This window comes from Duganella sp. GW821-FHT01E12 (assembly GCF_059422325.1).
On record NZ_JBWKWR010000001.1, the window covers coordinates 1,010,946 to 1,037,400 of the forward strand.

The 26,455-nt window shown below is 65.8% G+C and carries 23 protein-coding genes; 19 read left to right on the plus strand and 4 right to left on the minus strand.

The window, feature by feature from the left end:
* Window positions 1–92 precede the first annotated feature (92 nt).
* From AC07WS_RS04370 to AC07WS_RS04380, 3 genes are read left to right on the plus strand one after another with little or no spacing between them, the layout of a single operon-like run.
* Complete coding sequence (locus AC07WS_RS04370; protein WP_494727856.1) at window positions 93–4,100, plus strand: DUF3683 domain-containing protein; 4,008 nt, start codon at window positions 93–95, stop codon at window positions 4,098–4,100.
* Entirely contained in the window at window positions 4,100–4,528 is a 429-nt protein-coding gene (locus tag AC07WS_RS04375; RefSeq protein WP_494727857.1) for an HIT family protein, read from the plus strand. The genes AC07WS_RS04370 and AC07WS_RS04375 overlap by 1 nt, the downstream gene beginning before the upstream one ends.
* A gap of 3 nt (window positions 4,529–4,531) precedes the next feature.
* Entirely contained in the window at window positions 4,532–4,957 is a 426-nt protein-coding gene (locus AC07WS_RS04380) for a gamma-butyrobetaine hydroxylase family protein (protein ID WP_494727858.1), read from the plus strand.
* A gap of 1 nt (window position 4,958) precedes the next feature.
* Here AC07WS_RS04380 and AC07WS_RS04385 read toward each other — a convergent pair whose 3' ends face one another.
* The gene (locus tag AC07WS_RS04385) at window positions 4,959–5,264 is read right to left on the minus strand and encodes a hypothetical protein (RefSeq protein WP_494727859.1); all 306 of its coding nucleotides are present in this window, start codon (window positions 5,262–5,264) and stop codon (window positions 4,959–4,961) included.
* Entirely contained in the window at window positions 5,218–5,739 is a 522-nt protein-coding gene (locus AC07WS_RS04390; RefSeq protein ID WP_494727860.1) for a PIN domain-containing protein, read from the minus strand. Before AC07WS_RS04390 ends, AC07WS_RS04385 begins: the two co-directional genes overlap by 47 nt.
* 131 nt (window positions 5,740–5,870) lie before the next feature.
* Between AC07WS_RS04390 and AC07WS_RS04395 the strand changes: the two genes are divergently transcribed.
* From AC07WS_RS04395 to AC07WS_RS04460, 14 genes are all read left to right on the plus strand, one after another.
* Entirely contained in the window at window positions 5,871–7,169 is a 1,299-nt protein-coding gene (locus tag AC07WS_RS04395; RefSeq protein WP_494727861.1) for an alpha/beta hydrolase family protein, read from the plus strand.
* Window positions 7,170–7,209: 40 nt separating this feature from the next.
* On the plus strand, window positions 7,210–7,944 hold the full coding sequence (gene ubiE / locus AC07WS_RS04400) for a bifunctional demethylmenaquinone methyltransferase/2-methoxy-6-polyprenyl-1,4-benzoquinol methylase UbiE (protein ID WP_494727862.1): 735 nt from the start codon (window positions 7,210–7,212) through the stop codon (window positions 7,942–7,944).
* Between the two features lie 13 nt (window positions 7,945–7,957).
* Window positions 7,958–8,875 (plus strand): Tim44 domain-containing protein, encoded by a 918-nt coding sequence (locus AC07WS_RS04405; RefSeq protein ID WP_494727863.1) that lies wholly within the window; start codon window positions 7,958–7,960, stop codon window positions 8,873–8,875.
* Between the two features lie 91 nt (window positions 8,876–8,966).
* Complete coding sequence (locus AC07WS_RS04410; RefSeq protein WP_494727864.1) at window positions 8,967–9,572, plus strand: ubiquinone biosynthesis accessory factor UbiJ; 606 nt, start codon at window positions 8,967–8,969, stop codon at window positions 9,570–9,572.
* A complete protein-coding gene (ubiB, locus tag AC07WS_RS04415; protein WP_494727865.1) occupies window positions 9,569–11,137 on the plus strand; it encodes a ubiquinone biosynthesis regulatory protein kinase UbiB in 1,569 nt (522 codons plus the stop codon). The genes AC07WS_RS04410 and ubiB overlap by 4 nt, the downstream gene beginning before the upstream one ends.
* Before the next feature lie 2 nt (window positions 11,138–11,139).
* Complete coding sequence (locus AC07WS_RS04420; protein ID WP_494727866.1) at window positions 11,140–11,748, plus strand: methyltransferase domain-containing protein; 609 nt, start codon at window positions 11,140–11,142, stop codon at window positions 11,746–11,748.
* An 83-nt stretch (window positions 11,749–11,831) separates the two neighbouring features.
* A complete protein-coding gene (locus AC07WS_RS04425) occupies window positions 11,832–12,119 on the plus strand; it encodes an FmdB family zinc ribbon protein (protein WP_117014377.1) in 288 nt (95 codons plus the stop codon).
* Between the two features lie 42 nt (window positions 12,120–12,161).
* Window positions 12,162–12,782 carry a DUF502 domain-containing protein gene (locus AC07WS_RS04430; RefSeq protein ID WP_494727867.1) on the plus strand — a complete coding sequence of 207 codons (621 nt, stop codon included), beginning with the start codon at window positions 12,162–12,164 and terminating at the stop codon, window positions 12,780–12,782.
* Window positions 12,783–12,831: 49 nt separating this feature from the next.
* The gene (gene aspS / locus AC07WS_RS04435) at window positions 12,832–14,631 is read left to right on the plus strand and encodes an aspartate--tRNA ligase (RefSeq protein ID WP_494728048.1); all 1,800 of its coding nucleotides are present in this window, start codon (window positions 12,832–12,834) and stop codon (window positions 14,629–14,631) included.
* Between the two features lie 49 nt (window positions 14,632–14,680).
* Window positions 14,681–15,139, plus strand: coding sequence for a dihydroneopterin triphosphate diphosphatase (gene nudB, locus AC07WS_RS04440; protein WP_494727868.1), 459 nt, complete (start codon window positions 14,681–14,683; stop codon window positions 15,137–15,139).
* Between the two features lie 92 nt (window positions 15,140–15,231).
* On the plus strand, window positions 15,232–17,187 hold the full coding sequence (locus AC07WS_RS04445) for a M10 family metallopeptidase C-terminal domain-containing protein (protein WP_494727869.1): 1,956 nt from the start codon (window positions 15,232–15,234) through the stop codon (window positions 17,185–17,187).
* A gap of 62 nt (window positions 17,188–17,249) precedes the next feature.
* Complete coding sequence (locus tag AC07WS_RS04450) at window positions 17,250–18,065, plus strand: endonuclease/exonuclease/phosphatase family protein (protein ID WP_494727870.1); 816 nt, start codon at window positions 17,250–17,252, stop codon at window positions 18,063–18,065.
* A gap of 98 nt (window positions 18,066–18,163) precedes the next feature.
* Window positions 18,164–19,327, plus strand: a complete 1,164-nt coding sequence (clsB, locus tag AC07WS_RS04455) for a cardiolipin synthase ClsB (RefSeq protein WP_494727871.1) — start codon at window positions 18,164–18,166, stop codon at window positions 19,325–19,327.
* Complete coding sequence (locus tag AC07WS_RS04460) at window positions 19,324–19,707, plus strand: RNA-binding S4 domain-containing protein (protein WP_494727872.1); 384 nt, start codon at window positions 19,324–19,326, stop codon at window positions 19,705–19,707. The genes clsB and AC07WS_RS04460 overlap by 4 nt, the downstream gene beginning before the upstream one ends.
* Here the strand turns inward: AC07WS_RS04460 and AC07WS_RS04465 are convergent.
* Together AC07WS_RS04465 and AC07WS_RS04470 are read right to left on the minus strand one after the other, a co-directional pair.
* Window positions 19,704–21,020, minus strand: coding sequence for an MFS transporter (locus tag AC07WS_RS04465; RefSeq protein ID WP_494727873.1), 1,317 nt, complete (start codon window positions 21,018–21,020; stop codon window positions 19,704–19,706). The genes AC07WS_RS04460 and AC07WS_RS04465 overlap by 4 nt on opposite strands.
* Window positions 21,020–22,039: a LacI family DNA-binding transcriptional regulator gene (locus AC07WS_RS04470; protein ID WP_494727874.1), complete on the minus strand. Its 1,020-nt coding sequence runs from the start codon at window positions 22,037–22,039 to the stop codon at window positions 21,020–21,022. Before AC07WS_RS04470 ends, AC07WS_RS04465 begins: the two co-directional genes overlap by 1 nt.
* A 188-nt stretch (window positions 22,040–22,227) precedes the next feature.
* On the opposite strand from AC07WS_RS04470, the gene AC07WS_RS04475 reads away from it, so the two are divergent.
* Both AC07WS_RS04475 and AC07WS_RS04480 read left to right on the plus strand, forming a co-directional pair.
* On the plus strand, window positions 22,228–25,077 hold the full coding sequence (locus AC07WS_RS04475) for a TonB-dependent receptor (protein WP_494727875.1): 2,850 nt from the start codon (window positions 22,228–22,230) through the stop codon (window positions 25,075–25,077).
* The gene (locus AC07WS_RS04480; RefSeq protein WP_494727876.1) at window positions 25,064–26,353 is read left to right on the plus strand and encodes a BNR repeat-containing protein; all 1,290 of its coding nucleotides are present in this window, start codon (window positions 25,064–25,066) and stop codon (window positions 26,351–26,353) included. The genes AC07WS_RS04475 and AC07WS_RS04480 overlap by 14 nt, the downstream gene beginning before the upstream one ends.
* Window positions 26,354–26,455 lie beyond the last annotated feature (102 nt).

Sequence of the window (26,455 nt, forward strand, 5' to 3'; positions counted from 1 at the left end):
AGCCCCTTGGCCGTCTAAGGCTGTTCCGGCGTGGTGCGCCGCAATACGCTAAAATGACCCTCCCGGGTTCAGTCTACAAGTCCAATCTCACAATGAATGCCCCTGCACAAATCCAAGCTTTGCTGGCGGAAACGCCCCACGGTCCCGAGGCCACGCGCCTTCGTGAAATTCCTTACAACTACACGTCGTTTTCCGATCGCGAGATCGTCATCCGGCTGCTGGGCGAGGAGTCGTGGAGCTTGCTGGATGCCTTGCGCGGCGCCCGCCAGACCGGCCGTTCGGCGCGCATGCTGTACGAGGTGCTGGGCGATATCTGGGCCGTCCGCCGCAATCCCTACCTGCAGGACGACATGCTGGACAACCCCAAGCGCCGCCAGGAATTGATCGACGCGCTGCATCACCGTCTGGCCGAGGTGGACAAGCGCCGCCTGACGGTCGACGACACCGGCGATGAGGCCGCGCGCGAGCGCAGCACCAACGTCGCCAAGCTGCTGCGCGCCGCCGGCAAGGCCGTGGCCGACTTCGGCGAGGAATTCAAGCAGGTCTACGATCTGCGCAAGCGCACCTACAAGGTGCTGGGCCGCTACACCGACAAGCACAACATCTGCTTCGACGGCATGAAGCGGATCTCGCACGTGACCGACGCCACCGACTGGCGCGTCGAGTACCCGTTCGTGGTGCTGACCCCGGACAGCGAGGAAGAAATGGCCGGCCTGGTCAAGGGCTGCATCGAGCTGGGGCTGACCATCATCCCGCGCGGCGGCGGCACCGGCTACACCGGCGGCGCGATCCCGCTGACGCCGATGTCGGCCGTGATCAACACCGAGAAGCTGCTTAACATGGGCCCGGTGGAAATGAAGGTGCTGCCCGGCCTGGACCGCGAATACGCGACCATCCACACCGGCGCCGGCGTCATCACCAACAAGGTGTCCGAGGCTGCCGAGAAGGCCGGCTTCGTGTTCGCGGTCGATCCGACCTCGGCTCACGCCTCCTGCATCGGCGGCAACATCGCGATGAACGCGGGCGGCAAGAAGGCCGTGCTGTGGGGCACGGCGCTGGACAACCTGGCCTCGTGGCGCATGGTCGACCCGAACGGCGACTGGCTGGAAGTGACCCGCCTCGACCACAACCTGTCGAAGATCCACGACACGCCGCTGGCCCGCTTCAAGCTGGAGTGGACCCATCCGACCGCGCGCGGCGAGTCGAAAGGCGAGCCGTTCAAGACCGAGCTGCTGGAAATCGAAGGCCGCAAGTTCCGCAAGGAAGGCCTGGGCAAGGACGTCACCGACAAATTCCTGGCCGGCCTGCCGGGCATCCAGAAGGAGGGCTGCGACGGCCTGATCACCTCGGGCCGCTGGATCCTGCACAAGATGCCGAAGTTCGCTCGCACCGTTTGCCTGGAGTTCTTCGGCCAGGCGCGCGACGCGATTCCATCGATCGTCGAGATCAAGGACTACCTGGACGGCCTGCCGGCCAAGGGCGAGCAGTTCAGCACGCTGCGCCTGGCCGGCCTGGAGCATCTGGACGAGCGCTACCTGCGCGCGGTCGGCTACGCCACCAAGTCCAAGCGCGGCGTGCTGCCGAAGATGGCGCTGTTCGGCGACATCGTCGGCGACGATGAGAACGCCGTCGCCATGGCCGCCTCCGAGGTGGTGCGCATCGCCAACACCCGCGTGGGTGAAGGCTTCGTGGCCGTCAGCCCGGAAGCGCGCAAGAAATTCTGGCTGGACCGCGCCCGCACCGCCGCCATCGCCAAGCACACCAACGCCTTCAAGATCAACGAGGACGTGGTGATCCCGCTCAACCGCATGGGCGAGTACACCGACGGCATCGAGCGCATCAACATCGAACTGTCGATCAAGAACAAGCTGCAGCTGACCGACGAGCTGCAGCAGTTCTTCGCCGCCGGCAATCTGCCGATCGGCAAGAGCGACGACGCAGACGACGCCGTCGGCGACGCTGAAATGCTGGGCGACCGCGAGCAGCAGGCGCAAGCCTTGCTGACCCAGGTGAAGGCGCGCTGGACCTTCCTGCTGGCCGAGCTCGACAAGCCGCTGACTGCCGTCACCGCGCAACTGGCCGAGCTGGGCCTGGACCGCCTGTTGCCGGTGTTCGAGGAGCGCCTGAAGACCCAGCCGGACGCGACCTTGTTCGACGTGGTGCAGGACCGCACCATCCGCGTCACGTGGAAGCAGGAAATCCGCGCCCAGCTGCGCCAGATCTTCAACGGCGCAGCCTACAAGCTGATCCTGGACGAGGCGACCGCCATCCACAAGCGCGTGCTGCGCGGCCGCGTGTTCGTGGCGCTGCACATGCACGCCGGCGACGGCAACGTCCACACCAACCTGCCGGTCAATTCGGACCACTACGAGATGCTGCAACTGGCGCACCAGGCCGTCGCCCGCATCATGACCTTGGCGCGTTCGCTCAACGGCGTGATCTCGGGCGAGCACGGCATCGGCATCACCAAGCTGGAGTTCCTGACCGAGGAAGAGATCGGCCCGTTCCGCGACTACAAGCTGCGCGTCGACCCGGAAGGCCGCTTCAACAAGGGCAAGCTGCTGAACCTGGCCGGCATGGAAGCCGACTTGTCCAACGCCTACACGCCGTCGTTCGGCCTGATGGGCCACGAGTCGCTGATCATGCAGCAAAGCGATATCGGCGAGATCGCCAACAGCGTCAAGGACTGCCTGCGCTGCGGCAAGTGCAAGCCCGTGTGCTCGACCCACGTTCCGCGCGCCAACCTGCTGTACTCGCCGCGCGACAAGATCCTGGCGACCTCGTCGCTGATCGAAGCCTTCCTGTACGAAGAGCAGACCCGCCGCGGCATCTCGATCAAGCACTGGGAAGAATTCGAGGACGTGGCCGACCACTGCACGATCTGCCATAAATGCGTGACCCCATGTCCGGTCAACATCGACTTCGGCGACGTGTCGATGAACATGCGCAACCTGCTGCGCAAGATGGACAAGAAGAGCTTCAATCCCGGCAAGTCGGCGGCGATGTTCTTCCTCAACGCCACCGATCCGGCCACCATCAACGCTACCCGCGCGGCGATGGTCGGCATTGGCTACAAGGCCCAGCGCCTGGGCAACGACTTGCTGAAGAAGTTCGCCAAGAAGCAGACCAAGGCGCCGCCGCCGAGCGTGGGCAAGCCCAAGGTGCGCGAGCAGGTGATCCACTTCATCAACAAGAAGATGCCGGGCGGCCTGCCGAAGAAGACGGCGCGCGCCCTGTTGGACATCGAGGACGACAAGGTCATTCCTATCATCCGCAATCCCAAGGCCACCAACGCCGATACGGAAGCGGTGTTCTACTTCCCGGGCTGCGGCTCGGAACGCCTGTTCTCGCAGGTGGGCCTGGCCACGCAGGCCATGCTGTGGGAAGTGGGCGTGCAGACCGTGCTGCCGCCGGGCTACCTGTGCTGCGGCTATCCGCAGCGCGGCTCGGGCGAGTACGACAAGGCCGAGAAGATGATGACCGATAACCGCGTGCTGTTCCACCGCATGGCCAACACGCTCAACTATCTGGACATCAAGACCGTGCTGGTCTCGTGCGGCACCTGCTACGACCAGCTGGCGACCTACGAGTTCGACAAGATCTTCCCCGGCTGCCGCATCATGGACATCCATGAGTACCTGATGGAGAAGCAGGTCAAGCTGGAAGGCGTGACCGGCACGCGCTATATGTACCACGAGCCTTGCCACACGCCGATGAAGATGCAGGAGGCTACCAAGACCGTCAACTCGCTGATCCAGACGCACGACAACGTCAAGATCGAGAAGAACGATCGCTGCTGCGGCGATTCGGGCACGCTGATGATCGCGCGTCCCGACATCTCGACGCAGGTGCGCTTCCGCAAGGAAGAGGAAGTCATCAAGGGCGCGGACAAGCTGCGCGCCGACGGCTTCGACGGCGAGGTGAAGATTCTGACTAGCTGCCCGGCCTGCCTGGGCGGTGTGTCGCGCTACGGCGAGGACGCGGGCACGACGGCGGACTACATCGTGGTCGAGATCGCCAAGCACCTGCTGGGCGAGAACTGGATGGCCGACTACGTCAAGCGCGCCAACGACGGCGGCATCGAGCGGGTGCTGGTGTAATGGCCTGCGACCTGTGCAAGCTGCTGGCGGCGCCGGGCGCGGCGCTGGTCTGGGGCGATCATCAGCTGTCGGTGGTCGCCGTGGACGAGGCCGAGTATCCGGGCTTCACCCGCGTGGTGTGGAACGCCCACGTCAAGGAAATGACCGACCTGTCGCCGGCTGAACGCGGCCGCGTGATGGAGGTGGTGTGGGCGGTCGAGTCCGCACAGCGCGCGGTGATGGCGCCTGAAAAGATCAACCTGGCCAGCTTTGGCAATATGACGCCGCATGTGCACTGGCATGTGATACCGCGCTACGTGGACGACGCGCACTTCCCGAATCCGACCTGGGCTGTCGCACAGCGCGCGTCGGCGCCGGAAGTGCTGGCCGCGCGCCGCGCGCTACTGCCGGCCCTGCACGCCGCGATCATCGAACGTTTGAAAGCATAAATCATGAGCAAGCAACCGACCGGCCTGACCGTCCACAACAAATCCAAAGTGCTGGACATCGAATTCGACGACGGCGCCTCGTTCTCGATTCCGTTCGAACTGCTGCGCGTGTATTCGCCGTCGGCCGAGGTGAAGGGCCACGGGGAAGGGCAGGAGGTGCTGCAAGTGGGCAAGCGCGAAGTGGGCATCGCTGCGATGGACCCTGTGGGCAACTACGCGGTACAGCCGACCTTCACGGACGGCCACAACACGGGCTTGTACACCTGGGACTACTTGTACAAGCTGGGCAACGAGAAAGACGCCTTGTGGGCCAACTACATGGACCGCCTGCACGCATCAGGCTTCGAAGGCGACAGCGGCCGCGAAACTGGCGTCACGCTGACCGGCCCGGGTGCGCAGAACCACAAGGGCTGCGGCCACAAGCATTGAGTCAGTCAGTGATCTCTTCGCGATAGATGTAGGCAAAGATGGCGCGCAGGCGTGGTGAGAACTTCCTGAGTGCATCCACGTTCACACTGGGTGCGGGCCGTGGCCCGGCGCCCGGATGCATATGCTGCCACACTTCTTCCGATGTCAAAGACTGGCTGCACCAATCCCTGTGACGCTCCCTGAATTCCGCCCGTCTTTGCTCATCGCGCAGCATTTGCGCATGTAGCTCGTCTATTTCCGATTTGGTTTGCTTATCCAGTTCAGGAAATTCCAAATCGGCCGGGATCTCCTTGCCATAAATTTTCATGACTGTTCTCCATTAGCTCAAAAGGCGTTACAAGTTCTGGCAGGATCAAGTCGTTTGCCACCATCAGAAAGCGAAGCAGCGGCAGCTTGGTCGCGTTAGCAATGTCCTGGCAATTCCAGGTAAGTAAAATATCATTGCGGTTGTGCGCGGCGTAAGCGATGTGCTGAGAGGGGCCGCCCGCCACAGCCTTTAGACCACCGCCCAAAATCAGAAGTTCAGCGAGGCTCTTAATCTGAGCGCTGTCGCGCAGACGGATCAAAGGCGCAATTGTTTTTAAGCGCATCGCTAGTCGTAGCGGATCGCCTTGTTCCAATTCATCGGCGACCTGATCGGAGACATAAGTCGTGCCCGGCACGCGGCGGGTATGCCACCAGAGCTGCGTCAACTGCTGGCAGGCACGGGTGACCGGATTGGGACTTGGCGGATCGGTCAAGTGCAGAATGACGGACGTATCGAGATAGATGGTTGGAGACATGATGGGACCTCTGATGGCTCCAGCCAGATTAGCCCGTCCAGTTGGCTGCGGTTTCGGCTAAATCAAACGGATTTCATCAAGCTGTCACAGCGCCGTGCGATAGTTGGCGGTTTCGTTTGATGGGAGTTGGCATGAGGGATGTTTGCAAAGGGTTGATGCTGGCGCTGGCCTTGGTCGCCGCGCCTTTAAGCGCCCAGGAATACTTCGGCGATGCGCGGCCCGATGCGCCGGAACTGGCTGCGCGCGGCCAGCTGCCGGTCGGCGTGCGCACGCTGACGGCCGAGCATGCGGACCAGCTCGACATCCTGCACTACAGCGACACCAATCCCAACCCGCGCTACAGCCGCAAGCTGACGCTCGAAATCTGGTATCCGGCCCAGCTCCAGCCCGGCCAAAAAGAACATACGGTTTATACCGATGTGCTCGGCTCCGGCCCGAACGACCCGGCCCGCCCCAACACCCCGTTCACCTTCAACGGCCGCGCCGCGCGCGACGCCGCCCCGCAGGCCCCGGCCGCCACCGCGCCGGCTGGCGGCTATCCGCTGGTGATCGTCTCGCACGGCTATCCCGGCTCGCGCATGCAGATGAGCTACCTGACCGAGAACCTCGCCTCCAAAGGCTACATCGTGGTGGCGATCGACCATCCCGAATCGACCCGCGCCGACAAGGCCGGCTTCGCCAGCACGCTGCTGAACCGCGCCCAGGACGACCTGTTCGTGCTGCAAACCGTGGCCGCGTGGGGCAAGCCGGGCAGCGGCCACTTCCTGTCCGGCCTGGTCGACGCCGACAGCACCGCCCTGGTCGGCTACTCGATGGGCGGCTACGGCGCGCTCAACACGGTGGGCGCCGGCGTCGGCCCGGCGGCGGTGGCGTTCGTCCCCGGCGGCAAGCTGGCCGTCAACCAGCAGGGCAACGCGCAGTACGAGGCGCGGCGCGATCCGCGCATCAAGGCGGTGGTGGCGTTCGCGCCGTGGGGCGGCGCGCACAAGGTGTGGGAGCCGGCCGGCCTGGCCGGCGTGCGCACGCCCATGCTGTTCGTCAGCGGCGACCAGGACGACGTGGCCGGCTACCATGACGGCGTGCTGCGCCTGTTCGACGGCGCCATCCACGCCGACCGCTACCTGCTGACCTACCAGGGCGGCCGCCACAACTCGGCGCCCAACCCGCCGTCGCCGGCCATGCTGGGCAATTTCGACGACTTCATGTCCTATGCCGAGCCGGTGTGGGACAGCCGCCGCATCAACAACATCAACCAGCATTTCGTCACGGCCTTCCTCGGCATCCACCTCAAGCAGCAGCCGTTCCAGCCCTACCTGGACCTGCCGCCGCTGGGCGCGGACGGCACCATCAAGCCCGATCCCGGCCTGTGGAAGGGCTTCCCCAAGCGGGCCGCGCTGGGACTGGAGTGGCGCCACCTGCCGGCGCAGTAGCGTCTTGTATAATGCAGGCAAACTAACAGGCCTGCCTATCATGACCAATACCACTCACTTCGGTTACAAAACCGTCGCGGAAGACCAGAAGGTCCGCGAAGTCGCCAAGGTTTTCCATTCTGTCGCCGCCAAGTACGACATCATGAACGACGTCATGTCGGCCGGCCTGCACCGCCTGTGGAAGACCTTCACCATTGCCAACGCCGCCGTGCGTCCCGGTTTCAAGTGCCTGGACATCGCCGGCGGCACCGGCGACCTGGCCAAGGTGTTCGCCAAACAAGCCGGCCCGACCGGCGAAGTCTGGCTCACCGACATCAACGAGTCGATGCTGCGCGTCGGCCGCGACCGCCTCTTGAATCGCGGCCTGTTGACCCCCACCTTGTTGTGCGACGCCGAGAAGCTGCCGTTCCCGGACAATTATTTCGACCGTGTCAGCGTCGCCTTCGGCCTGCGCAACATGACCCACAAGGACCAGGCGCTGGCGGAAATGCGCCGCGTGCTCAAGCCGGGCGGCAAGCTGCTGGTGCTGGAATTCTCCAAGGTGGCGGAACCGCTGCAAAAGCCCTACGACATCTATTCGTTCAAGGTGCTGCCGTGGATGGGCCAGAAGATCGCCGGCGACGCCGAAAGCTATCGCTACCTGGCCGAATCGATCCGCATGCACCCGGACCAGGAAACGCTGAAGACCATGATGGAGGAGGCGGGCCTGGAACGCGTCACCTATTACAACCTGACGGCAGGTGTGGCCGCTTTACACACCGGTATCAAACTGTAGTCTGAGGAGTAGCATGTACATCAAGAAAATCCTGATCGGCGCCGTACTGGCCGTCTCCGCGCTGTCGATGTTGGCCGAGGCGAGCGCCCGTCCGATGGGCGGCGGCCGCTCGATCGGACGTCAATCGCAAAACGTCAGCCGCATGCCGCCGGCCGCCGCGCCTCAGCAGGCGCCGCGCCAGGCCGCACCCGCGCCGGCGCCGGCCGCGCCGCCGGCCGCGATCCCGCCCAAGCCGGCCAGCCCGTGGAAGGGCATTCTGGGCGGCGCGTTGCTGGGCCTGGGCATCGGCGCCTTGTTCTCGCACTTCGGCCTGGGCGGCGCCATGGGCGGCCTGTTCGGTTCGTTGATCATGCTGGCGCTGCTGGGCGGCGTGGTGTTCCTCATCGTGCGCCTGATCCGTGGCCGCGCGCAGCCAGCACCGGCCGCGTTCGGCGGCAACCGGGGCGGCAACAATGTGTACGCGATGCCGCAGGGCGGCACGCCGGAGATCGGCTCGCACCTGCAGCCCGAGCCGGTGCAGCAGGCCGCCGCGCCGGTCGCCCACACGCCGTGGGGTGTGCCGGCCGACTTCGACGCGCCGTCCTTCCTGCGCGTGGCCAAGAGCAATTTCATCCGCCTGCAGGCGGCCTGGGACAAGGGCGATTCGGCCGACATCCGCGAATTCACCACCCCCGAGGTGTTCGCCGAGCTGAAGATGCAGATCAGCGAGCGCGGCGCGCAGAAGGATTACACCGACGTCGTCACCATCGACGCCGAGCTGCTGGGCATCGAGACCGGCGACCACGACTACCTGGCCAGCGTCAAGTTCACCGGCACCATCAAGCCCGCGCCGGACGCGCTGGCCGAGCCGTTCAACGAGGTGTGGAACCTGTCCAAGCCGGTGTCCGGCGCATCCGGCTGGATGCTGGCCGGGATCCAACAACTTGCGTAATTGCCGTAAATTCGCGGCAAGCTGGTAAGATCAAGACCGCCCGTATTTCCGGGCGGTTTTGTTTTGCGGTTTTTGTTTTCACGGTAAACGAATGACACCACCGAATTTCTCCGCCGCGGCGCCGGCCAGCGCCGCCATCAACCACCTGCTGGCGCAGGAGCCGTGGGCGCGCAGGGAACTGCAGCGCCACGCCGGCAAGATCGCCGCCATCGACACCGGCGCCGTCGTGCTGCGCCTGCGCGTGACGGCCGACGGCATGCTCGAGGCCGCGCCGCCCGAGGAGCCGGCGCGCGTCACCATCCGCGTCAAGCTGTCCGACCTGCCGCTGATCGCGCAGAACCGCGAGCGCGCCTTTTCCTACGTGCAGATCGAGGGCGACGCCGAATTCGCCAACGCCATCTCCAACCTGAGCAAGTCGCTGCGCTGGGAAGCCGAGCACGACCTGGAAAAAGTGGTGGGCCCGATCGCCGCCGTGCGCATGGTGTCCGGCGCGCGCGCCGCGTTCGAGGCGATCCGCAACGGCCACCAGAAGCTGGCCGAGAACGTCGCCGAATTCCTGCTCGATGAAAAACCCGTGCTGATCCGCCCGCAAACGGTGGAAGCCTTCTCGGCCGACGTGGTGCGCCTGCGCGACGACGTCGAACGCGCCGCCAAGCGCCTGGCCAAACTGGAACAGAAACTGGACTCCAAAAAATGATGTTGAAATTCTTACGCCTGCTGAAGATTCTGCGGGTATCGGTGCAGTACGGCCTCGACGAGATCGCCATCTCCGGCCTGAAAAAGCCGCGCATCGCCAAGCTGATCGACACCGTGTTCTTCTGGCGCGACCTGTCGGCGCCGCGCGGCGTGCGCCTGCGCATGGCGCTGGAAGACCTGGGCCCGATCTTCGTCAAGTTCGGCCAGGTGCTGTCGACCCGCCGCGACCTGATCCCGGCCGACCTGGTCGAGGAACTGTCGCGCCTGCAGGACCGCGTGCCGCCGTTCGATTCCGACCTGGCCATCGCGCAGATCCGCAAGTCGCTGGGCGCCCATCCCGACCAGCTGTTCGCCAGCTTCGAGCGCACGCCGGTGGCGTCGGCCTCGATCGCGCAGGTGCACTTCGCCACGCTCAAGGATGGCAAGCAGGTGGCGGTCAAGGTGCTGCGTCCCGGCATGAAGAAGTCCATCGACGAGGACGTCGCGCTGATGCACATCGCGGCCGAGTGGATAGGCCGCATCTGGGCCGACAGCAAGCGCTTGAAGCCGAGGGAGGTGGTCGCCGAGTTCGACAAATACCTGCACGACGAGCTGGACCTGATGCGCGAGGCCGCCAACGCCAGCCAGCTGCGCCGCAACTTCGCCGAGTCCAAGCTGCTGCTGGTGCCGGAGATGTACTGGGACTACTGCTCCAACAGCGTGATCGTCATGGAGCGCATGCACGGCATCCCGGTGTCGCAGATCGACCGCCTGGAGGCGGCCGGCGTGGACCTGAAAAAGCTGTCCAGCGACGGCGTCGAGATCTTCTTCACGCAGGTGTTCCGCGACGGCTTCTTCCACGCCGATATGCATCCGGGGAACATCCTGGTGTCGATCGACCCGCAGAGCTTCGGGCGCTACATCGCGCTCGACTTCGGCATCGTCGGCACCTTGAACGACTTCGACAAGGACTACCTGTCGCAGAACTTCCTGGCCTTCTTCCGCCGCGACTACAAGCGCGTGGCCGAGGCCCACATCGAGTCCGGCTGGGCGCCCAAGGAGACCCGCGTCGACGAGCTGGAGTCGGCCGTGCGCGCCTGCTGCGAGCCGATCTTCGATCGCCCGCTGAAGGACATTTCCTTCGGCCAGATCCTGTTGCGCCTGTTCCAGACCTCGCGCCGCTTCAACGTCGAAGTGCAGCCGCAGCTGGTGCTGCTGCAAAAGACGCTGCTCAACATCGAAGGCCTGGGCCGCCAGCTCGATCCCGACCTGGACCTGTGGAAGACCGCCAAGCCCTACCTGGAGAACTGGATGGCTGAGCAGGTCGGTTGGCAGGGCATGTGGCAGCGCCTGAAGGCGGAGGCGCCGCGCTACACCCACGTGCTGCCGCAGCTGCCGCGCCTGCTGCACCGCGCGCTGGAGCAGCAGGGCGAGAAGCCATCCGACAACGCCGAGCTGATCAAGGTGCTGATCCACGAACAGCAGCGCACCAACCGCCTGCTGAGCCTGGTGATCTACTTTGCCGGCGCCTTCGGCCTCGGCGTGGCCGGCTACCAGCTGTACCTGCGCTGGCATCACTTCGTCTGACCATGGTGGACTTTACACAGCGCGATCCGATGTCGCCGGCGTTCTGGGACGAGCGCTTCGAGCGCCGCTTCACGCCCTGGGACCGGGGCGGCGTGCCGCAGGCGCTGCGCGCGTTCGCCGCCGCCAGCGCGCCGCTGACCACCTTGATCCCGGGCTGCGGCGCGGCCTACGAGCTGGCTTTCCTGGCCGACGCCGGCTGGGACGCGACGGCCATCGATTTCTCGCCGGCGGCGGTGGCGGCCGGCAAGGCGGCGGCCGGCCCGCACGCGGCGCGCGTGGTCGAGGCCGATTTCTTCGCCTGGCAGCCGCAACGGCCGCTGCAACTGATCTACGAGCGCGCCTTCCTGTGCGCCCTGCCGCGCGCGATGCGGCCGCAGGTGGCGGCGCGCTGGGCGGACTTGCTGGCGCCGGGCGCGCTGCTGGCCGGCTACTTCTTCTTCGACGACGCCCCCAAGGGCCCGCCGTTCGGCATCACGCGCCCCGAGCTGGACGCCTTGCTGCAGGCCGGTTTCGAGTGCGTGGCCGATGAGGCCGTCGGCGATTCCATCCCCGTGTTCGCGGGCAAGGAACGCTGGATGGTCTGGCGCCGCCGGGGCGAAATCGGCGCCTGACGGTCCTTGTCCATCGGAAACAGGCAGCTTGCCGGCAAAAAGCTTTATAATTCAGGGTTTTGATGATTTTTGCGGAGTAATAGATGCCGATCTACGCCTACCGCTGCGAGGCATGTGGTTTTGCCAAGGATGTCTTGCAGAAGATTTCCGACCCGCAGCTGACTGTTTGCCTGTCGTGCGGCAAAGAAACGTTTAAGAAACAATTGACCGCAGCCGGCTTCCAGTTGAAGGGTTCGGGCTGGTACGTGACCGATTTCCGCGGCGGCACGCCGCCGGCGACCGGCACCGCGACCGGGCCGGCGACGCCTGCACCGACGGAAACGCCGGCCGCCGCGCCTGCCGCGCCGGCCACCGGCACGAAGTCGGACTGAAACGCGTATCCAACGCAGCCACACCCACTTCAAGAGTAATCGATGCGTAAATATTTCATTACCGGCTTGCTGATCCTGGTGCCCCTGGCGATTACCGCCTGGGTGCTGAACCTGGTCATCAGCACCATGGACCAGTCCCTGCTGTTCGTGCCGGAGCGCTGGCAGCCGCGTACCCTGATCGGCTTCGATATTCCCGGCCTGGGCACGCTGCTGACGGTGCTCATCGTGTTCGTGACCGGCCTGCTGACCAACAACCTGGTCGGCAACTACGTGGTCAAGCTGTGGGAAAAACTGCTGACCCGCATTCCGGTCGTCAGTTCGCTGTATTCCAGCGTCAAGCAGGTGTCCGACACGCTGTTCTCGTCGTCCGGCAACGCCTTCCGCAAGGCGGTGCTGATCCCGTATCCGCACCAGAACTCCTACACCATCGCCTTCCTCACCGGCACCCCCGGCGGCGACGTCAAGAACCATCTGGTGGGCGACTATGTCAGCGTCTACATCCCGACCACGCCGAACCCGACGTCGGGCTTTTTCCTGATGATGGCGCGCAAGGACGTGGTCGAGCTCGACATGTCCGTGGACGCGGCCCTGAAGTACATCGTGTCGATGGGTGTGGTGGCGCCGGAAGAGACGCCCAAGGCCATCGAGACCGCCAGCAAATAAAAGATTAACTGAGTAACCTAACCTGAACCGAGAAATAAACATGTCCTCAATGCGTACTCACTACTGCGGCCTCACCACTGAAGCGCTGCTCGGCCAAACTGTCAGCCTGTGCGGCTGGGTACATCGTCGCCGCGACCACGGTGGCGTGATCTTCATCGACCTGCGCGACCGCGAAGGCCTGGTGCAGATCGTGTGCAATCCGGAGCAGGCCGAAGTATTCAAGGCCGCCGAAGCCGTGCGTAACGAGTTCTGCCTGCGCGTCACCGGCGTGGTCAAGGACCGCCTGGCCGGCACCGTCAACGCCAACCTGAAGTCGGGCAAGATCGAAGTGGTCTGCTCGCAGCTGGAAGTGCTGAACGCCTCCGTGGCCGTGCCGTTCCAGCTGGACGACGACAACCTGTCCGAGACCACCCGCCTGACCCACCGTGTGCTGGACCTGCGCCGTCCGCAGATGCAGAACAACCTGCGCCTGCGCTACAAGGTCACGATGGAAGTGCGCAAGTACCTCGACGAGCTGGGCTTCATCGACATCGAGACCCCGATGCTGACCAAGTCGACCCCGGAAGGCGCGCGCGACTACCTGGTGCCGTCGCGCGTCAACGCCGGCAACTTCTTCGCGCTGCCGCAATCGCCGCAGCTGTTCAAGCAGCTGCTGATGGTGGCCAACTTCGACCGCTACTACCAGATCACCAAGTGCTTCCGCGACGAAGACCTGCGCGCCGACCGCCAGCCGGAATTCACCCAGATCGACTGCGAGACCTCGTTCCTGACCGAACAGGAAATCCGCGACCTGTTCGAGGACATGATCCGCAAGGTGTTCCGCAACACCATGAACGTCGAACTGCCCAACCCCTTCCCGGTGATGGACTACGCCGAAGCGATGGGCAAGTACGGTTCGGACAAGCCGGACATGCGCGTCAAGCTGGCCTTCACCGACCTGACCGAGGTGATGAAGGATGTCGACTTCAAGGTGTTCTCGGGCGCCGCCAACATGCCTAACGGCCGTGTGGTGGGTCTGCGCGTGCCGAAGGGCGGCGACATGCCACGCTCGGAAATCGACGCCTACACCCAGTTCGTCGCCATCTACGGCGCGCGTGGCCTGGCCTACATCAAGGTCAACGAGAAGGCCAAGGGCCGCGACGGCCTGCAATCGCCTATCGTCAAGAACCTGCACGACGCCGCGCTGGCCAAGGTGCTGGAACTGACCGGCGCCGAGGACGGCGACCTGATCTTCTTCGGCGCCGACAAGGCCAAGGTGGTCAACGATGCGATCGGCGCGCTGCGCGTCAAGATCGGCCATTCGGAATTCGGCAAGAAGGCCGGCCTGTTCGACGACGTCTGGTCGCCGCTGTGGGTGGTGGACTTCCCGATGTTCGAATACGACGAAGAGTCGGATCGCTGGACCGCGACCCACCATCCGTTCACCGCGCCGAAAGACGGCCACGAAGACATGCTGGAAACCAATCCGGGCGCTTGCATCGCCAAGGCCTACGACATGGTCTTGAACGGCTGGGAACTGGGCGGCGGTTCGATCCGTATCCACCGCGAGGAAGTGCAGTCGAAGGTGTTCCGCGCGCTCAAGATCGACGCCGACGAAGCCCGCCTGAAGTTCGGCTTCCTGCTCGACGCGCTGCAATACGGCGCGCCGCCGCACGGCGGCCTGGCGTTCGGCCTGGACCGTATCGTGACCTTGATGACCAAGTCCGATTCGATCCGCGACGTGATCGCCTTCCCGAAAACCCAGCGCGCCCAGTGCCTGCTGACCCAGGCGCCGTCGGAAGTGGACGAGAAGCAGTTGAAAGAGCTGCACATCCGTCTGCGCGCCGCCGAGCCGAAAGTGGCAAGCTAAATCTTTGCAATGGAAAGGGCGCTACGGCGCCTTTTCTTTTATCCGAACCATGAAGCCTTACAAGATTCCCGAGTCGGTGCTGGTGGTGATCCACACGGCCGACCTGCAGGTGCTGCTGATCGAGCGCGCCGACCGGCCCGGCTACTGGCAGTCGGTGACCGGCTCGCTGGACGCGCCCGACGAGCCGCTGCTCGACACCGCGCGCCGCGAACTGTTCGAGGAAACCGGCATCGTCGCCGACGGCCAGCACATCGTGCTGCGCGACTGGCGGCTGTCCAACGTCTACACCATCTACCCGGTGTGGCGCCACCGCTACGCACCCGGCGTGACGGAAAACACCGAGCACGTGTTCAGCGTCGAAGTGCCGCGCGACATCGCCATCACGCTGGCCCCGCGCGAGCACCTGAACCACGTCTGGCTGCCCTGGCTGGAGGCGGCCGACCGCTGCTTCTCTTCCTCCAACGCCGAAGCTATATTACAATTGAAGAAACATTGCCACACGGCATAACTTTTCAGTTGCGGGTTTCCTGTTCATCGCGATTATTTCTGCATAGAATCAAGATATAGGCCCGCCTGACGGCCAGCTCCAGGAGAACCAGCATGACCAGCCCCACCACGTCCAGCCCCGCCACCTTCGTGAGCGACAGCGGCACATTGACCATCGACGCCTTGTTGAGCGGCTACAAATGGGGCGGCGGCGCCGGCACCGGCGCCACGGTCACCTACAGCTTCCCGTTTTCCACCGGCTCGGCGGTCTTCAGCGGGCCGGGCGGCACCAGCTATTCCGATCTGGACGAACCCCATGCCAGCCAGCACTACGGGCTCGATGCGACCCAGCAGGCCGCAGCGCAGTCGGCCCTGCAAGCCTGGGCCAATGTCGCCAACGTCAAGCCGGTGCTGGTGGCCGACACCATCACCTCGGTCGGCGATATCCGCCTGACCTGGACTTCGGCCAGCGAGAGCACCAGCACCGGCGGCGGCGCCTGGGGCTGGGCCAGTTTCCCCAGCAGTTACTACCCGTCCGGCGGCGACGTCTGGATCAGCACCGACCCGGACGGCGCCCTCAGCAATAGTGACTGGTCGGTGGGTTCGTACAACTACATGTCGCTGGTCCACGAGCTGGGCCACGCCTTGGGCCTCAAGCATCCGTTCGAAGATTTCCCGGTCGATCCCGCGCGCGCCACCCGCAAGTATTCGCTGATGGCCTACGACGACGCGCCGCACAGCCTGTTCGTCGACGTCACCCAGAGCGCCAATTCGGCCTCGTGGAAATCCTACACGGTGGTGCCGAACTCGCCGATGCTGGACGATATCGCGGCGATGCAATACCTGTACGGCGCCAACACCACCTACCACACCGGCAACGACACCTACACCTTCGACCCGTCCACGCCGTTCCTGACCACCATCTGGGACGCGGGCGGCAACGACACCATCTCGATCGCCAACTTCAGCAACGGCTCGCTGATCGACCTGCAGCAGGGGCATTTCTCGTCCATCCATATCCCGTCCGACACCGGCGCCGGCATCAACTGGCAGACCGATCCGCCGGTGGGCACCTACGACGGCACCGACAACCTGGCCATCGCCTACGGCACGGTGATCGAGAACGCCATCGGCGGCAGCGGCGACGACACGCTGATCGGCAACAGCGGCAGCAACCACCTGCAGGGCAACGGCGGCCACAACATCATCGACGGCGGCGCCGGCATCGACACCGCGGTCTACACGGGCGCCTTCAGCAGTTACGCGGTGGCCGCCAGCGGCGCCGGCTATTCGGTGACTTCGCGCAGCGATCCGGGCCTGAGCGATACGCTGAGCAATATCGAGCGCCTGAGCTTTGCCGACGGCACCATGTCGCTGAACCTGGCCAGCGTGGACGACGATCCCGGGCGGGCTCCGTATGTCGCGCTGGCGCAGAAAATCTACGTGGCTTACTTCGGCCGTCCGGCCGATCCAGGCGGATTGAACGCGGTGGCCAACCTGCTGATCGCCGCCCACGCGCCGACCTCGACCTCCGCCTTCGTCAGCGCCTACAACACCGACGCCACCATCAAGGCCCTGGTCGACAGCTTCGGCAACAGCACCGAGTCGGCCGCGCTTTACCACGGCAGCAACCAGGACTTCGTCACCGCGATTTATGCGCACCTGCTGAGCCGCGCGCCGGCCATCGGCGGCTTGAACTTCTGGTCCGGCGCGCTGGATGCGGGTTGGTCGCGCGGCATCGCGGCGCTAGGCATCATGGCCGGCGCCGAAACCACGGCCACGCCGCAGGGCTTGCTGGACGCCGCGCTGGTCAACAGCCGGCTGGTGGTGGCCGCCAACTTCACGGCGCTGCTCGATACGCCGGCCGAACAATCCAGCTATGTCGGCCACGCGGCCTCGGCGACCGCGCGCACGATGCTCGACGGCGTCACCCAGGCGACCAATGTGCTGGCCTACGAATCGACGGTGATCCAGACGGCGGCCTCGCTGTCGGGCGCCGCCGCGGCAGGGGCGCAGGAAGTGGTGCTGGTCGGCACCGGTACGGTAGAGCACGCTTGGGCCTACGCCTGAGCGGACTGCCTTGTGTGCGGCAGCATACGCCGCGATCCCGGACTCAGGGTTAGAATAGACGGATGAAAATCCGAGTCGCGACCTACAACATCCACAAGGGCGTGTCCGCCATCCGCAGCGAGCCGCGGGTGCTGGCGCTCAAGCAGGCGATCGGCCTGTTCGACGCCGACGTGGTGTTCCTGCAGGAGGTGCAGGGCAAGCACGACCTGAACGCGGCCAAGTACGGCGCCGAACACCTGGGCCACAAGCACTGGCCGGCCGCGGCGCAGCACGAGTATTTCGCCGGCGAGTCGCGCCATGCCCACGCCGCCTACGGCATGAACGCGGTGTACGACCACGGCCACCACGGCAACGCGCTGCTGAGCGCCTTCCCGATCGCCAACATGGCCAACCACGACGTCTCCGACCACGCCTACGAGCAGCGCGGCATCCTGCACTGCGTGCTCAACACGCCCAAGGGCGCGGTGCATTGCTACGTGGTCCACCTGGGGTTGTTCGAGGCGGGACGGCGCCGCCAGACCCAGGCGCTGATCTCGGCCGTGCGGGCGTCGGCGCCGGACGGCGAGCCGGTCATCATCGCCGGCGATTTCAACGACTGGCGCAACACCCTCGGCGGCGAGCTGCGCAACGCGCTCGGCGTGGTCGAGGCCTTCGACCAGATCGGTTCCAACTCCACCCTCGACGAGCTGGTGCGCACACTGCGCCGCAAGGCCAGCGTCACCCCGGCCCGCACCTTTCCGGCCGCGCTGCCGTTCTTCCGGCTGGACCGCATCTACGTGCGCGGCTTCCGGGTCGAGACGGCCGAGGTGATGCACGGCAGCCTGTGGGCCAAGCTGTCCGACCACGCGCCCATCGTCGCCGGCCTGGCGCTGGCCTGAGTGCTTGGCGCAGCGGCGACGCGCTGTCGCCCAGGGCTTGCAAATTTTCATAGACTTGTTTCGCGCCGTATTCGGGAACTCAAGGGTAGAATCCAGCCATGCGCACAGTTAATTTCCTCGCCGATAATGAAGTCACCTTGCTCCACACGGGCGCCGACTTCTTTCCGGCGCTGATAGCCGCCATCGACGCCGCCAGCTACGAAGTGTATTTCGAGACCTACATCTTCGCCGGCGACGACACCGGCCAGGCGGTGCTGGCGGCGCTGATGAACGCGGCCCGGCGCGGCGTGCAGGTGCGCATGATCACCGACTGGTGGGGCACCGGCCGGCGCCAGGTCAACAGCATGCACCTGCAGCTGGTCGAGGCCGGCGTCGAACACCGGGTGTTCAATCCGTGGTTCAAGCGCGGCGTCACCCGCACCCACCGCAAGATCTGCGTGGCCGACCGCGAGGTGGCCTACGTGGGCGGCATCAACATCAACGACGACATGTTCTGCGACCACAACCACTCCATCGAGCTGGCCGCGCCGCGCTGGGATTTCGCGGTGCAGGTGCGCGGGCCGCTGGTGGCGTCCATCCACCTGGAGGCGCTGACCCAGTGGCGCCGGCTGGGCAAGCTGGGCATCATCAAGCGGATCGGCCTGTTCCGCGACATGCGCAAGGTGAACAAGATCGCGGCGCAAAACATGGTGCAGGCCGGCTTTGTGGTGCGCGACAATTTCCGCAACCGCCGCACCATCCAGCGCGCCTACCTGCAGGCGCTGGGGCGCGCGCGCAAGAGCGTGCTGCTGGCCAATCCGTATTTCGCGCCGGGCGCCAAGTTCCGCCACGCGCTGGCCGCCGCCGCCCAGCGCGGCGTCGAGGTCACGCTGTTGATCGGCGTCGGCGAGATCTGGCTGCAGGACGCGGTCGCGCATTCCTTCTATCCGAAACTGCTGGCGGCCGGCGTCAAAGTGGTGGAATATCACAAGACCCAGTTGCACGCCAAGGTGGCCGTGGTGGACGACGACTGGGCCACCGTGGGTTCAAGCAATGTGGATGGCTTGAGCCTGTTTTTGAACCAGGAAGCGAACGTGGTGATCAAGGACGAGGTGTTCGCGCACAACCTGCGCCGGCACATCGAGGCCGCCATCGCCGAGGGCGTGGTGATCAACCCGGCCGACATCAAGCACGTCGGCCGCTTCCGCCGCATCGGCTACGAGATCGCGTTTTTCGCGTACAAGATGGCGATGCGGGTCTTCGCAGTGGAGAAATACGCTTGAGCGAGAGTGTCAGACTGGACAAATGGTTGTGGGCCGCGCGCTTCTTTAAGACCCGCTCGCTGGCCACCGAGGCGGTCGACAGCGGCAAGGTCAAGCTGGGCGGCGACAAGGTCAAGCCGGCGCGCGCGCTGCGCATCGGCGACACGCTGGACATCGACAACGGTTCGGATCGCTGGGAGGTCGACGTGATGAACCTGTCCGACGTGCGGGCCGCCGCGCCCATCGCCCGCAACCTGTACGAGGAAACCGACGCCAGCGTGGCGCGCCGCGCCGCCGTGGCCGAGAACCGCCGCATGTTCCGCGAACCGAGCGCGGACTTCAAGGGCCGCCCCACCAAGCGCGACCGGCGCCAGCTGGGCAAGGCGGGCGGCTACGACTAGGGCCGCGGCCGCAGGCGCGCCAGGCAGAGCAGGCACAGCAGCGCGAACACGGCGCCGCTGAGCAGGGTCAGGCGGTAGTCGTGGCCGGACAGGTCGAGCACCGGCCCCTGCGCGCCGCTGACCACGATATTGCCCAGCACGACCATCAAGTCCTTGGTCGAGTTGTACTGCACGAAGCGGGCCTTGGGAAACAGCGCCATCGGCATCGACGCCGCCGCCGTGAACCAGGCGCCGGACACCACCACATGGGCCAGGTAGAACCACGGGAAGCAGGCCGGGTTGCCCAGGCTCAGGTAGCCGAGCGCGGCGGCGCAGCCATACGCGCCCATGATCAGGCTGGACACGCGCAGCGCGCCATAGTGGTCCACCAGCCAGCCGATGCCGAAGGCGGAGGCGATCGACACCGCGTAGCCGTACGCCGTCAGCGTACCCAGCGTCGCCTTCGGGATGCCGGACAGGTGGGCGTAGTACTGGTAAAAGGTGTTGAACGGACTGAAGGTGACGCTGGCCAGCATGAAGGCCGCCACCGCCCACAGGAAGGGGCGGTGGGCGAAGCAGGCCAGCACGTGGGCGCGCGGCACGGCCAGCGCGCGCCAGCCGGCCGGGCGGGGAGGGGCGTCGGCGGCGGCGCCGGGCGCTTCCTTGACCATCAGGCACACCAGCAGCAGCGCCACGCCGAACACCAGGCCGATGGCCACCAGGATCTGGCCCAGATACAGGTCGGTCAGCGCGAACACCCAGGTGTTGTAGCCTATGCCCACGCCCAGCCCGACGATGCGGAAGGCGGCGTAGAAGCGCCCCAGCAAGCCCTGCGGCACGACATCGTTGACCAGGCCGGTGAACAGCGACACGGCGCTGATGCCGGCGCATTCGAAGACGGTCCAGAACAGGCTGAAGGCGGCCAGGTTGCACGGCCGGCGGCCCGGCGACCAGGCGCCCAGCGCGGCGTCGGCCAGCGCCCCCAGCGTGGGCGAGCAGGCCAGGCCCAGCATGGCGGCGCAGCCGGCCGGCGCCACCACCAGCAGGAAGGGCCGGCGCCGGCCCCAGCGGCTGCGCAAGCGATCCGAGTGATAGCCGAGCAGCGGCACCAGCAGCACGCTCAGCAGCGCCGGCACGGTCGACATCAGGAGCGAGGTGGTGGTGTCGGAGGCGCCGTTGCGGCGCAGCAGTTCCAGGCCGCTGGGCAGCGCGGCCCGTTCGCGGATCGAGATCGCCAGGTCGCCCACCAGCAGCCAGAACAGCACCGCCAGCAGGCCGGCCGAGGCCACGCCCCAGGCGGCGCGCTGTCCGGCCACGGCGCCGCCCTTGTTCATCAGTCCGGCCGGCGCAGCGGCCCGGTGGAGCTGCGTTGCACCAGGTCCATCGGGAAGCCGATGCGCTTGGCCCGCACCTCGCCGCCCTCTATCTGCGCCAGCAGCTCGCTGACGGTGCGCACCGCCATCTCGGCGTTGGGCTGGCGCATCGTGGTCAGCGGCGGATGCACAAAGCTGGACGTCGCGATATCGTCGAAGCCGATCACCGAGATATCGTCCGGCACCTTCAGGCCGCGGCTGTGGATGGCGTCGATCGCGCCAAAGCCGGTCTCGTCGTTGGCGGCGAAGATGGCGGTCGGCGGCGCCGCCAGCGACAGTAGTTTCTCGGTGGCCGCGTAGCCGCCCGTCTGCGAGAAGTTGCCGTCCACCGCCAGCGCCGGATCGGGCGTGACGCCGGCCGCCAGCAGGGCGTCGTTGTAGCCCTTGAGCCGCTCGGCGCCCTGGCCGGTGCCGGCCGTGCCGCCGATGAAGGCGATGCGGCGGTGGCCCAGCGACAGCAGGTGCTCGACGGCGGTGCGGGCGCCGAGGCGGTTTTCCACCACCACCACCGGCAGCTCGACCGGGCGCGCGTCGAAGCCGACGAACACGCAGGGCAGGCGCTGGCGCTCGAGCACGTCGAGGTAGCCGTCGGCCGCGTTCGGCAACAGCAGCACCAGGCCGGCGCACAGCTGGCTCAGCATGGCGCAGGTCTCCATGCGGCTGGGCAGGTCGAAGCGCTCGGCGTTGTACAGCAGGATGTCGTAGCCCTGGCGCCGCGCCTCGTCGCTGATGGCCTTGGTGATCTCGTGCAGCACCAGCGAGCCGTAGTGGTTGACGAATACGCCGATCAGTTTGCTTTTGTCGCCGCGCATGCGGCGCGCCAGCATGTCGGGCGTGTAGTTCAGCTGCGCGGCGGCGGCCAGCACGCGCGTGCGCGCCGCTTCCGACACGTAACCATTGCCGCGGATCGCCCGCGAGGCGGTGATCGGCGAGACCCCGGCGATTTTCGCCACTTCGCTAAGTTTGCTGGCTTTTGTCATGTGGTTACGATACCACATCCGCTGTGGCCGTTGAAGATTTCAGTTGTACGATGAGTTTAAGGGGTGGTAACGTGACCACATGCCGAAAAATCAGGCAACGTGGCGCGCTTTTCGGGAGACACCGGCGCGCCGTGAAAAAAACTACACAGTGAATCTTTAGATTGTTGCACACAACAACGGGGGAAATAATGCATAAAAAATTACTCGCCACGCTGCTGCCGCTGGCATTGGCAGCGGCCTACGGCAACGACGCCGCCGCCCAGCAGGCGGCCGCGCCGGCCGCGCCGGCAGAGGGCGCCGCCGCCGAGCCGACCACGGTGGTGGTCACCGGCTTCCGCTCCAGCCTGCAGAAAGCCTTGAACCTGAAGCAGCAGGCGATCGGCGTGCGCGATTCCATCGTGGCCGAGGACATCGGCAAGTTCCCCGAGGCGAACATCGCTGAATCGCTGCAGCGGGTGCCCGGCATCATCCTCAACCGCGACGAGAGCTCGGCCGAGGGCCAGCGCATCTCGATCCGCGGCCTGCCGACCGAATACTCGGTGACCACGCTCAACGGCGCGCCGGTCAACACCACCTCCACCAGCACCATCGGCAGCGCGGCGCGCGGCTTCAACTACGACGTGTTCGCGTCGGAACTGTTCGGCCGGGTCGATTTCTACAAGTCGCCGCTGGCCGAGTTGAGCGAAGGCGGCCTGGGCGGCGTGGTGGACCTGCAGACGCCGCGTCCGTTCGACAATCCCAAGCGCACCATCCGCTACGCCGTGTCCGAGGCGTACAACACCATGTCCAAGAACGCCGACCCGATGGGCTTCGCGCTGTACTCCAACACTTGGGGAAACTGGGGCTTCCTGGCCGGCGTCTCGCATTCGGCCAGCACCAACAACCGCTCCGGCTTCGAGGCCACCGGCGGCTACAACAGCTCGGCGCGCGGCAGCCAGAACCCGGTCAAGGGCAACTTCGCGATGCAGCTGGACTATGACGATCCGCGCGCCAACCTGAGCGGCTACACCCGCAGCCAGATCGACAACGCACTGCTGCCGCGCATCTACCGCTTCTACGGCTCGGCCAACGAGCGCACCCGCGACGGCCTGGTGTCGTCGCTGCAATACAAGACGGCCGACCTGAACCTGAGCCTGGACGTGCTGGGCTCCAAGCTGAGCAACCACCGCGACGAGATGTACATGGGCCTGCTGATCCGCAACAGCAAGACCACCAACCGCGCCGCGCCGGCCGGCCAGAACGGCCACAACGGCCTGGTGCCGCTGAACGTGCACATCGATCCCGATTCCAACCTGCTGACCGGCACTTTCGGCAACACCTCGTACAGCAGCGGCGTCACCTACAGCGAGGACGAGACCAAGTTCGGCTACGCCGCCTTGAACGGCCGCTGGGCCGCCACCAGCAAGCTGGCGCTGACCGGCCAGCTGAGCGCCAACAACAGCAACGCGCTCACTTACCAGGACACGCTGTCGGGCCAGATCTTCGGCGTCGACTCCACCATCGACTACGGCAGCGACCACGTCTATCCATCGCTGTCGTCCACCACCAGCTACACCGACCTGAACAACTACCAGGGCTTCGGCGTCGGCACCACCTGGACCCGCGAGACCGACAAGGGCAAGCAGGGCCGGCTGGTGGCCGACTGGGACTACGACCTGCCCGGCGACTGGACCGGCCACCTGAAGACCGGCGTGGTGTACGTGGAGACCACCAAGGGCATCGCCAAGCGCAACGGCACGGCCGCCGCCACGGCCAAGCTCAACGGCCTGGGCAACGCCGGCATGCGCGGGCTGATGACCACCTCGCTGCCGGTCGACAACCTCGACATGGGCGCCGGCTGGCCGCACGCCTGGGGCACCTTCACCCGCTCTTCGACCTACTCGGCCTTCGATCCGCTGGCCTACAACACCGAGGCCACGTTCACGCCGGCGCAGAGCTTCAGCGCGACGGAGAAGGTGTCGACCGGCTTCATCCAGTCCGACTTCAAGGGCGAGGTCGGCGGCCATGAGCTGCGCTTCAACGCCGGCGTGCGCTACTCGCGCACCGAGACCGGCATCGACAACTTCAAGCAGCAGGGCGCCAGCCTCACCTACGCCGCCAACCACGAGCAGGGCACCTACAGCAACGTGCTGCCGGCCTTCAGCGCGGCGCTGGACCTGACCGAGAACCTGATGTGGCGCGCCTCGTGGGGCAAGACCGTGAGCCGGGCCTCGCTGTCGATCATCGCGGCGCAGACCGTCATCCCGAATCCCTTCGACAACTCGGCCACCGCCGGCAACGCCAGCCTGAAGCCGCAGCAATCGAAGAACCTGGACACCAGCCTGGAGTGGTACTTCCAGCCGGGCAGCCTGCTGTCGGGCGCCGTGTTCAGGAAGAAGCTGACCGACGCCACCGTGGCCAACACCACCAACACCACCTTCGGCGCGCTGGGCTTGCCGGACACGGCGCTGGGCGCGATCTTCCAGGATGCCAATGGCCACGTCGATCCCAACCTGCCGATGACCCTGCGCAGCTACACCAACGCCGGCGAGCAGACGCTGAAGGGTTACGAGCTGGCCTACCAGCAGGCGTTCACCTTCCTGCCGGAACCGTTCAAGGGCTTCGGCGCGCTGGCCAGCTACACGCATATCGATCCGTTCAACAGCGCCAAGTGGATCACCAACGCCGGCAAGGAGATCGAGGTCAACTCGGTGCCCAAGTATGCCTACAGCACCACCGCCTACTACGAGCGTGGACCGCTGGCGCTGCGCATGTCCTACAACTACAAGGGCCGCTCGCTGCACTCGGACAATCCGCGCAACCTCGGCGACGACCTGATCCGCTGGCACGCGGGACGCGGCTACCTGGACGCCAACGTCAGCTACAAGATCAACGAGCAACTGGAGCTGCGCATCGACGGCATGAACCTGTCCAACACGCTGGCCTACGACTACTTCGAGGACGCCAGCGGCCAGTACGGCAGCGGCAAGAAGACGCGCATGGACTACGCCAAGTACGACGGCCGCACCATCAAGGTTGGATTGCGTGGCAAGTTCTAAGCATCTGCTAGTGCTGCTGGCCTGCGTGGCCTGCGCCGCGTGGGCCGGTCCCGCGCGCGTGGTCGACGTCGCGCCGGGCTGGGCCAACAATTCGGTCAACGCCGTGGTGTTCCGCAAGAACTCGCTGGTGTCGGACGGCGGCACGCAGTACATCGCCTTCTACGACAAGGACGCGGCCGTGGTGCTGGGCAAGCGCAAGCTGGGCGGCACGCGCTGGACGCTGCGGCGCACGCCGTATCGCGGCAACGCGGCCGACGCGCACAACAGCATCAGCATCATGATGGACGGCGCCGGCTACCTGCACCTGGCGTGGGACGCGCACAACCAGCGCCTGCGCTACGCACGCGGCACGCGGCCCGGCGCGCTGGAGCTGGGGCCGGAAACGCAGATGCTGGGCAGGGACGAGGACTCGGCCACCTATCCCGAGTTCTTCCGCTGCCCGGACGGCGGCCTGCTGTTCCTGTACCGCGACGGTGGCTCCGGCCACGGCAACCTGGTGATGAACCGCTACGATGTGGCGAGCGCCAGCTGGACCCGGCTGCACAGCAAGCTGATCGACGGGGAAGGGCAGCGTAGCGCCTACTGGCAAGCCTTCGTCGATGGCGCCGGCGTCATCCACCTGTCGTGGGTGTGGCGCGAATCGCCGGACGTGGCGAGCAACCACGACATGGCCTACGCCCGCTCGCGCGACGGCGGCCTGACGTGGGAGCACAGCGGCGGCGAACGCTACGCGCTGCCGATCACCGCGAGCAGTGCCGAGTACGCCGCGCACATCCCGCAGAACAGCGAGCTGATCAACCAGACCTCGATGGCGGCGGGCGCCGACGGCGAGCCGGTGATCGCCAGCTACTGGCGAGTGTCCGGCTCGACGGTGCCGCAGTACCACCTGCTGTACCGCGACGGCGGCGCCTGGCGGCAACTCGATCTGGATTTCCGCCGCACGCCGTTCTCGCTGGGCGGTCTCGGCACGAAGGCGATACCGATTTCGCGGCCGCAGATCATGGTGGACCATCAGCGCGCCCTGCTGGTGTTCCGCGACGCCGAACGCGGCAACAAGGTCTCGGTGGCCACCATCGCCGACCTGCACCAGCCGCGCTGGACCGTGCGCGATCTCGGCACGGCGCCGGTGGGCGCGTGGGAACCGTCGTTCGACACCGAGCTGTGGCGGCGACGCGGCGAGCTGCACCTGTTCGTGCAGGACGTGCCGCAGCTGGACGGCGAGGGCGCGTCCGCCGGTGCGTCGTCGCCGGTGCAGGTGTGGCAGTGGAAGCCTTGAATGATGTTGTGATGACCCGAGCACTCCAGACCGGAGCCACGTCATGGTTCCGGGCATTTATGCCGAAGGTGGCGGTCCCGCGCCTTCGGCCCTTTTTTAAAT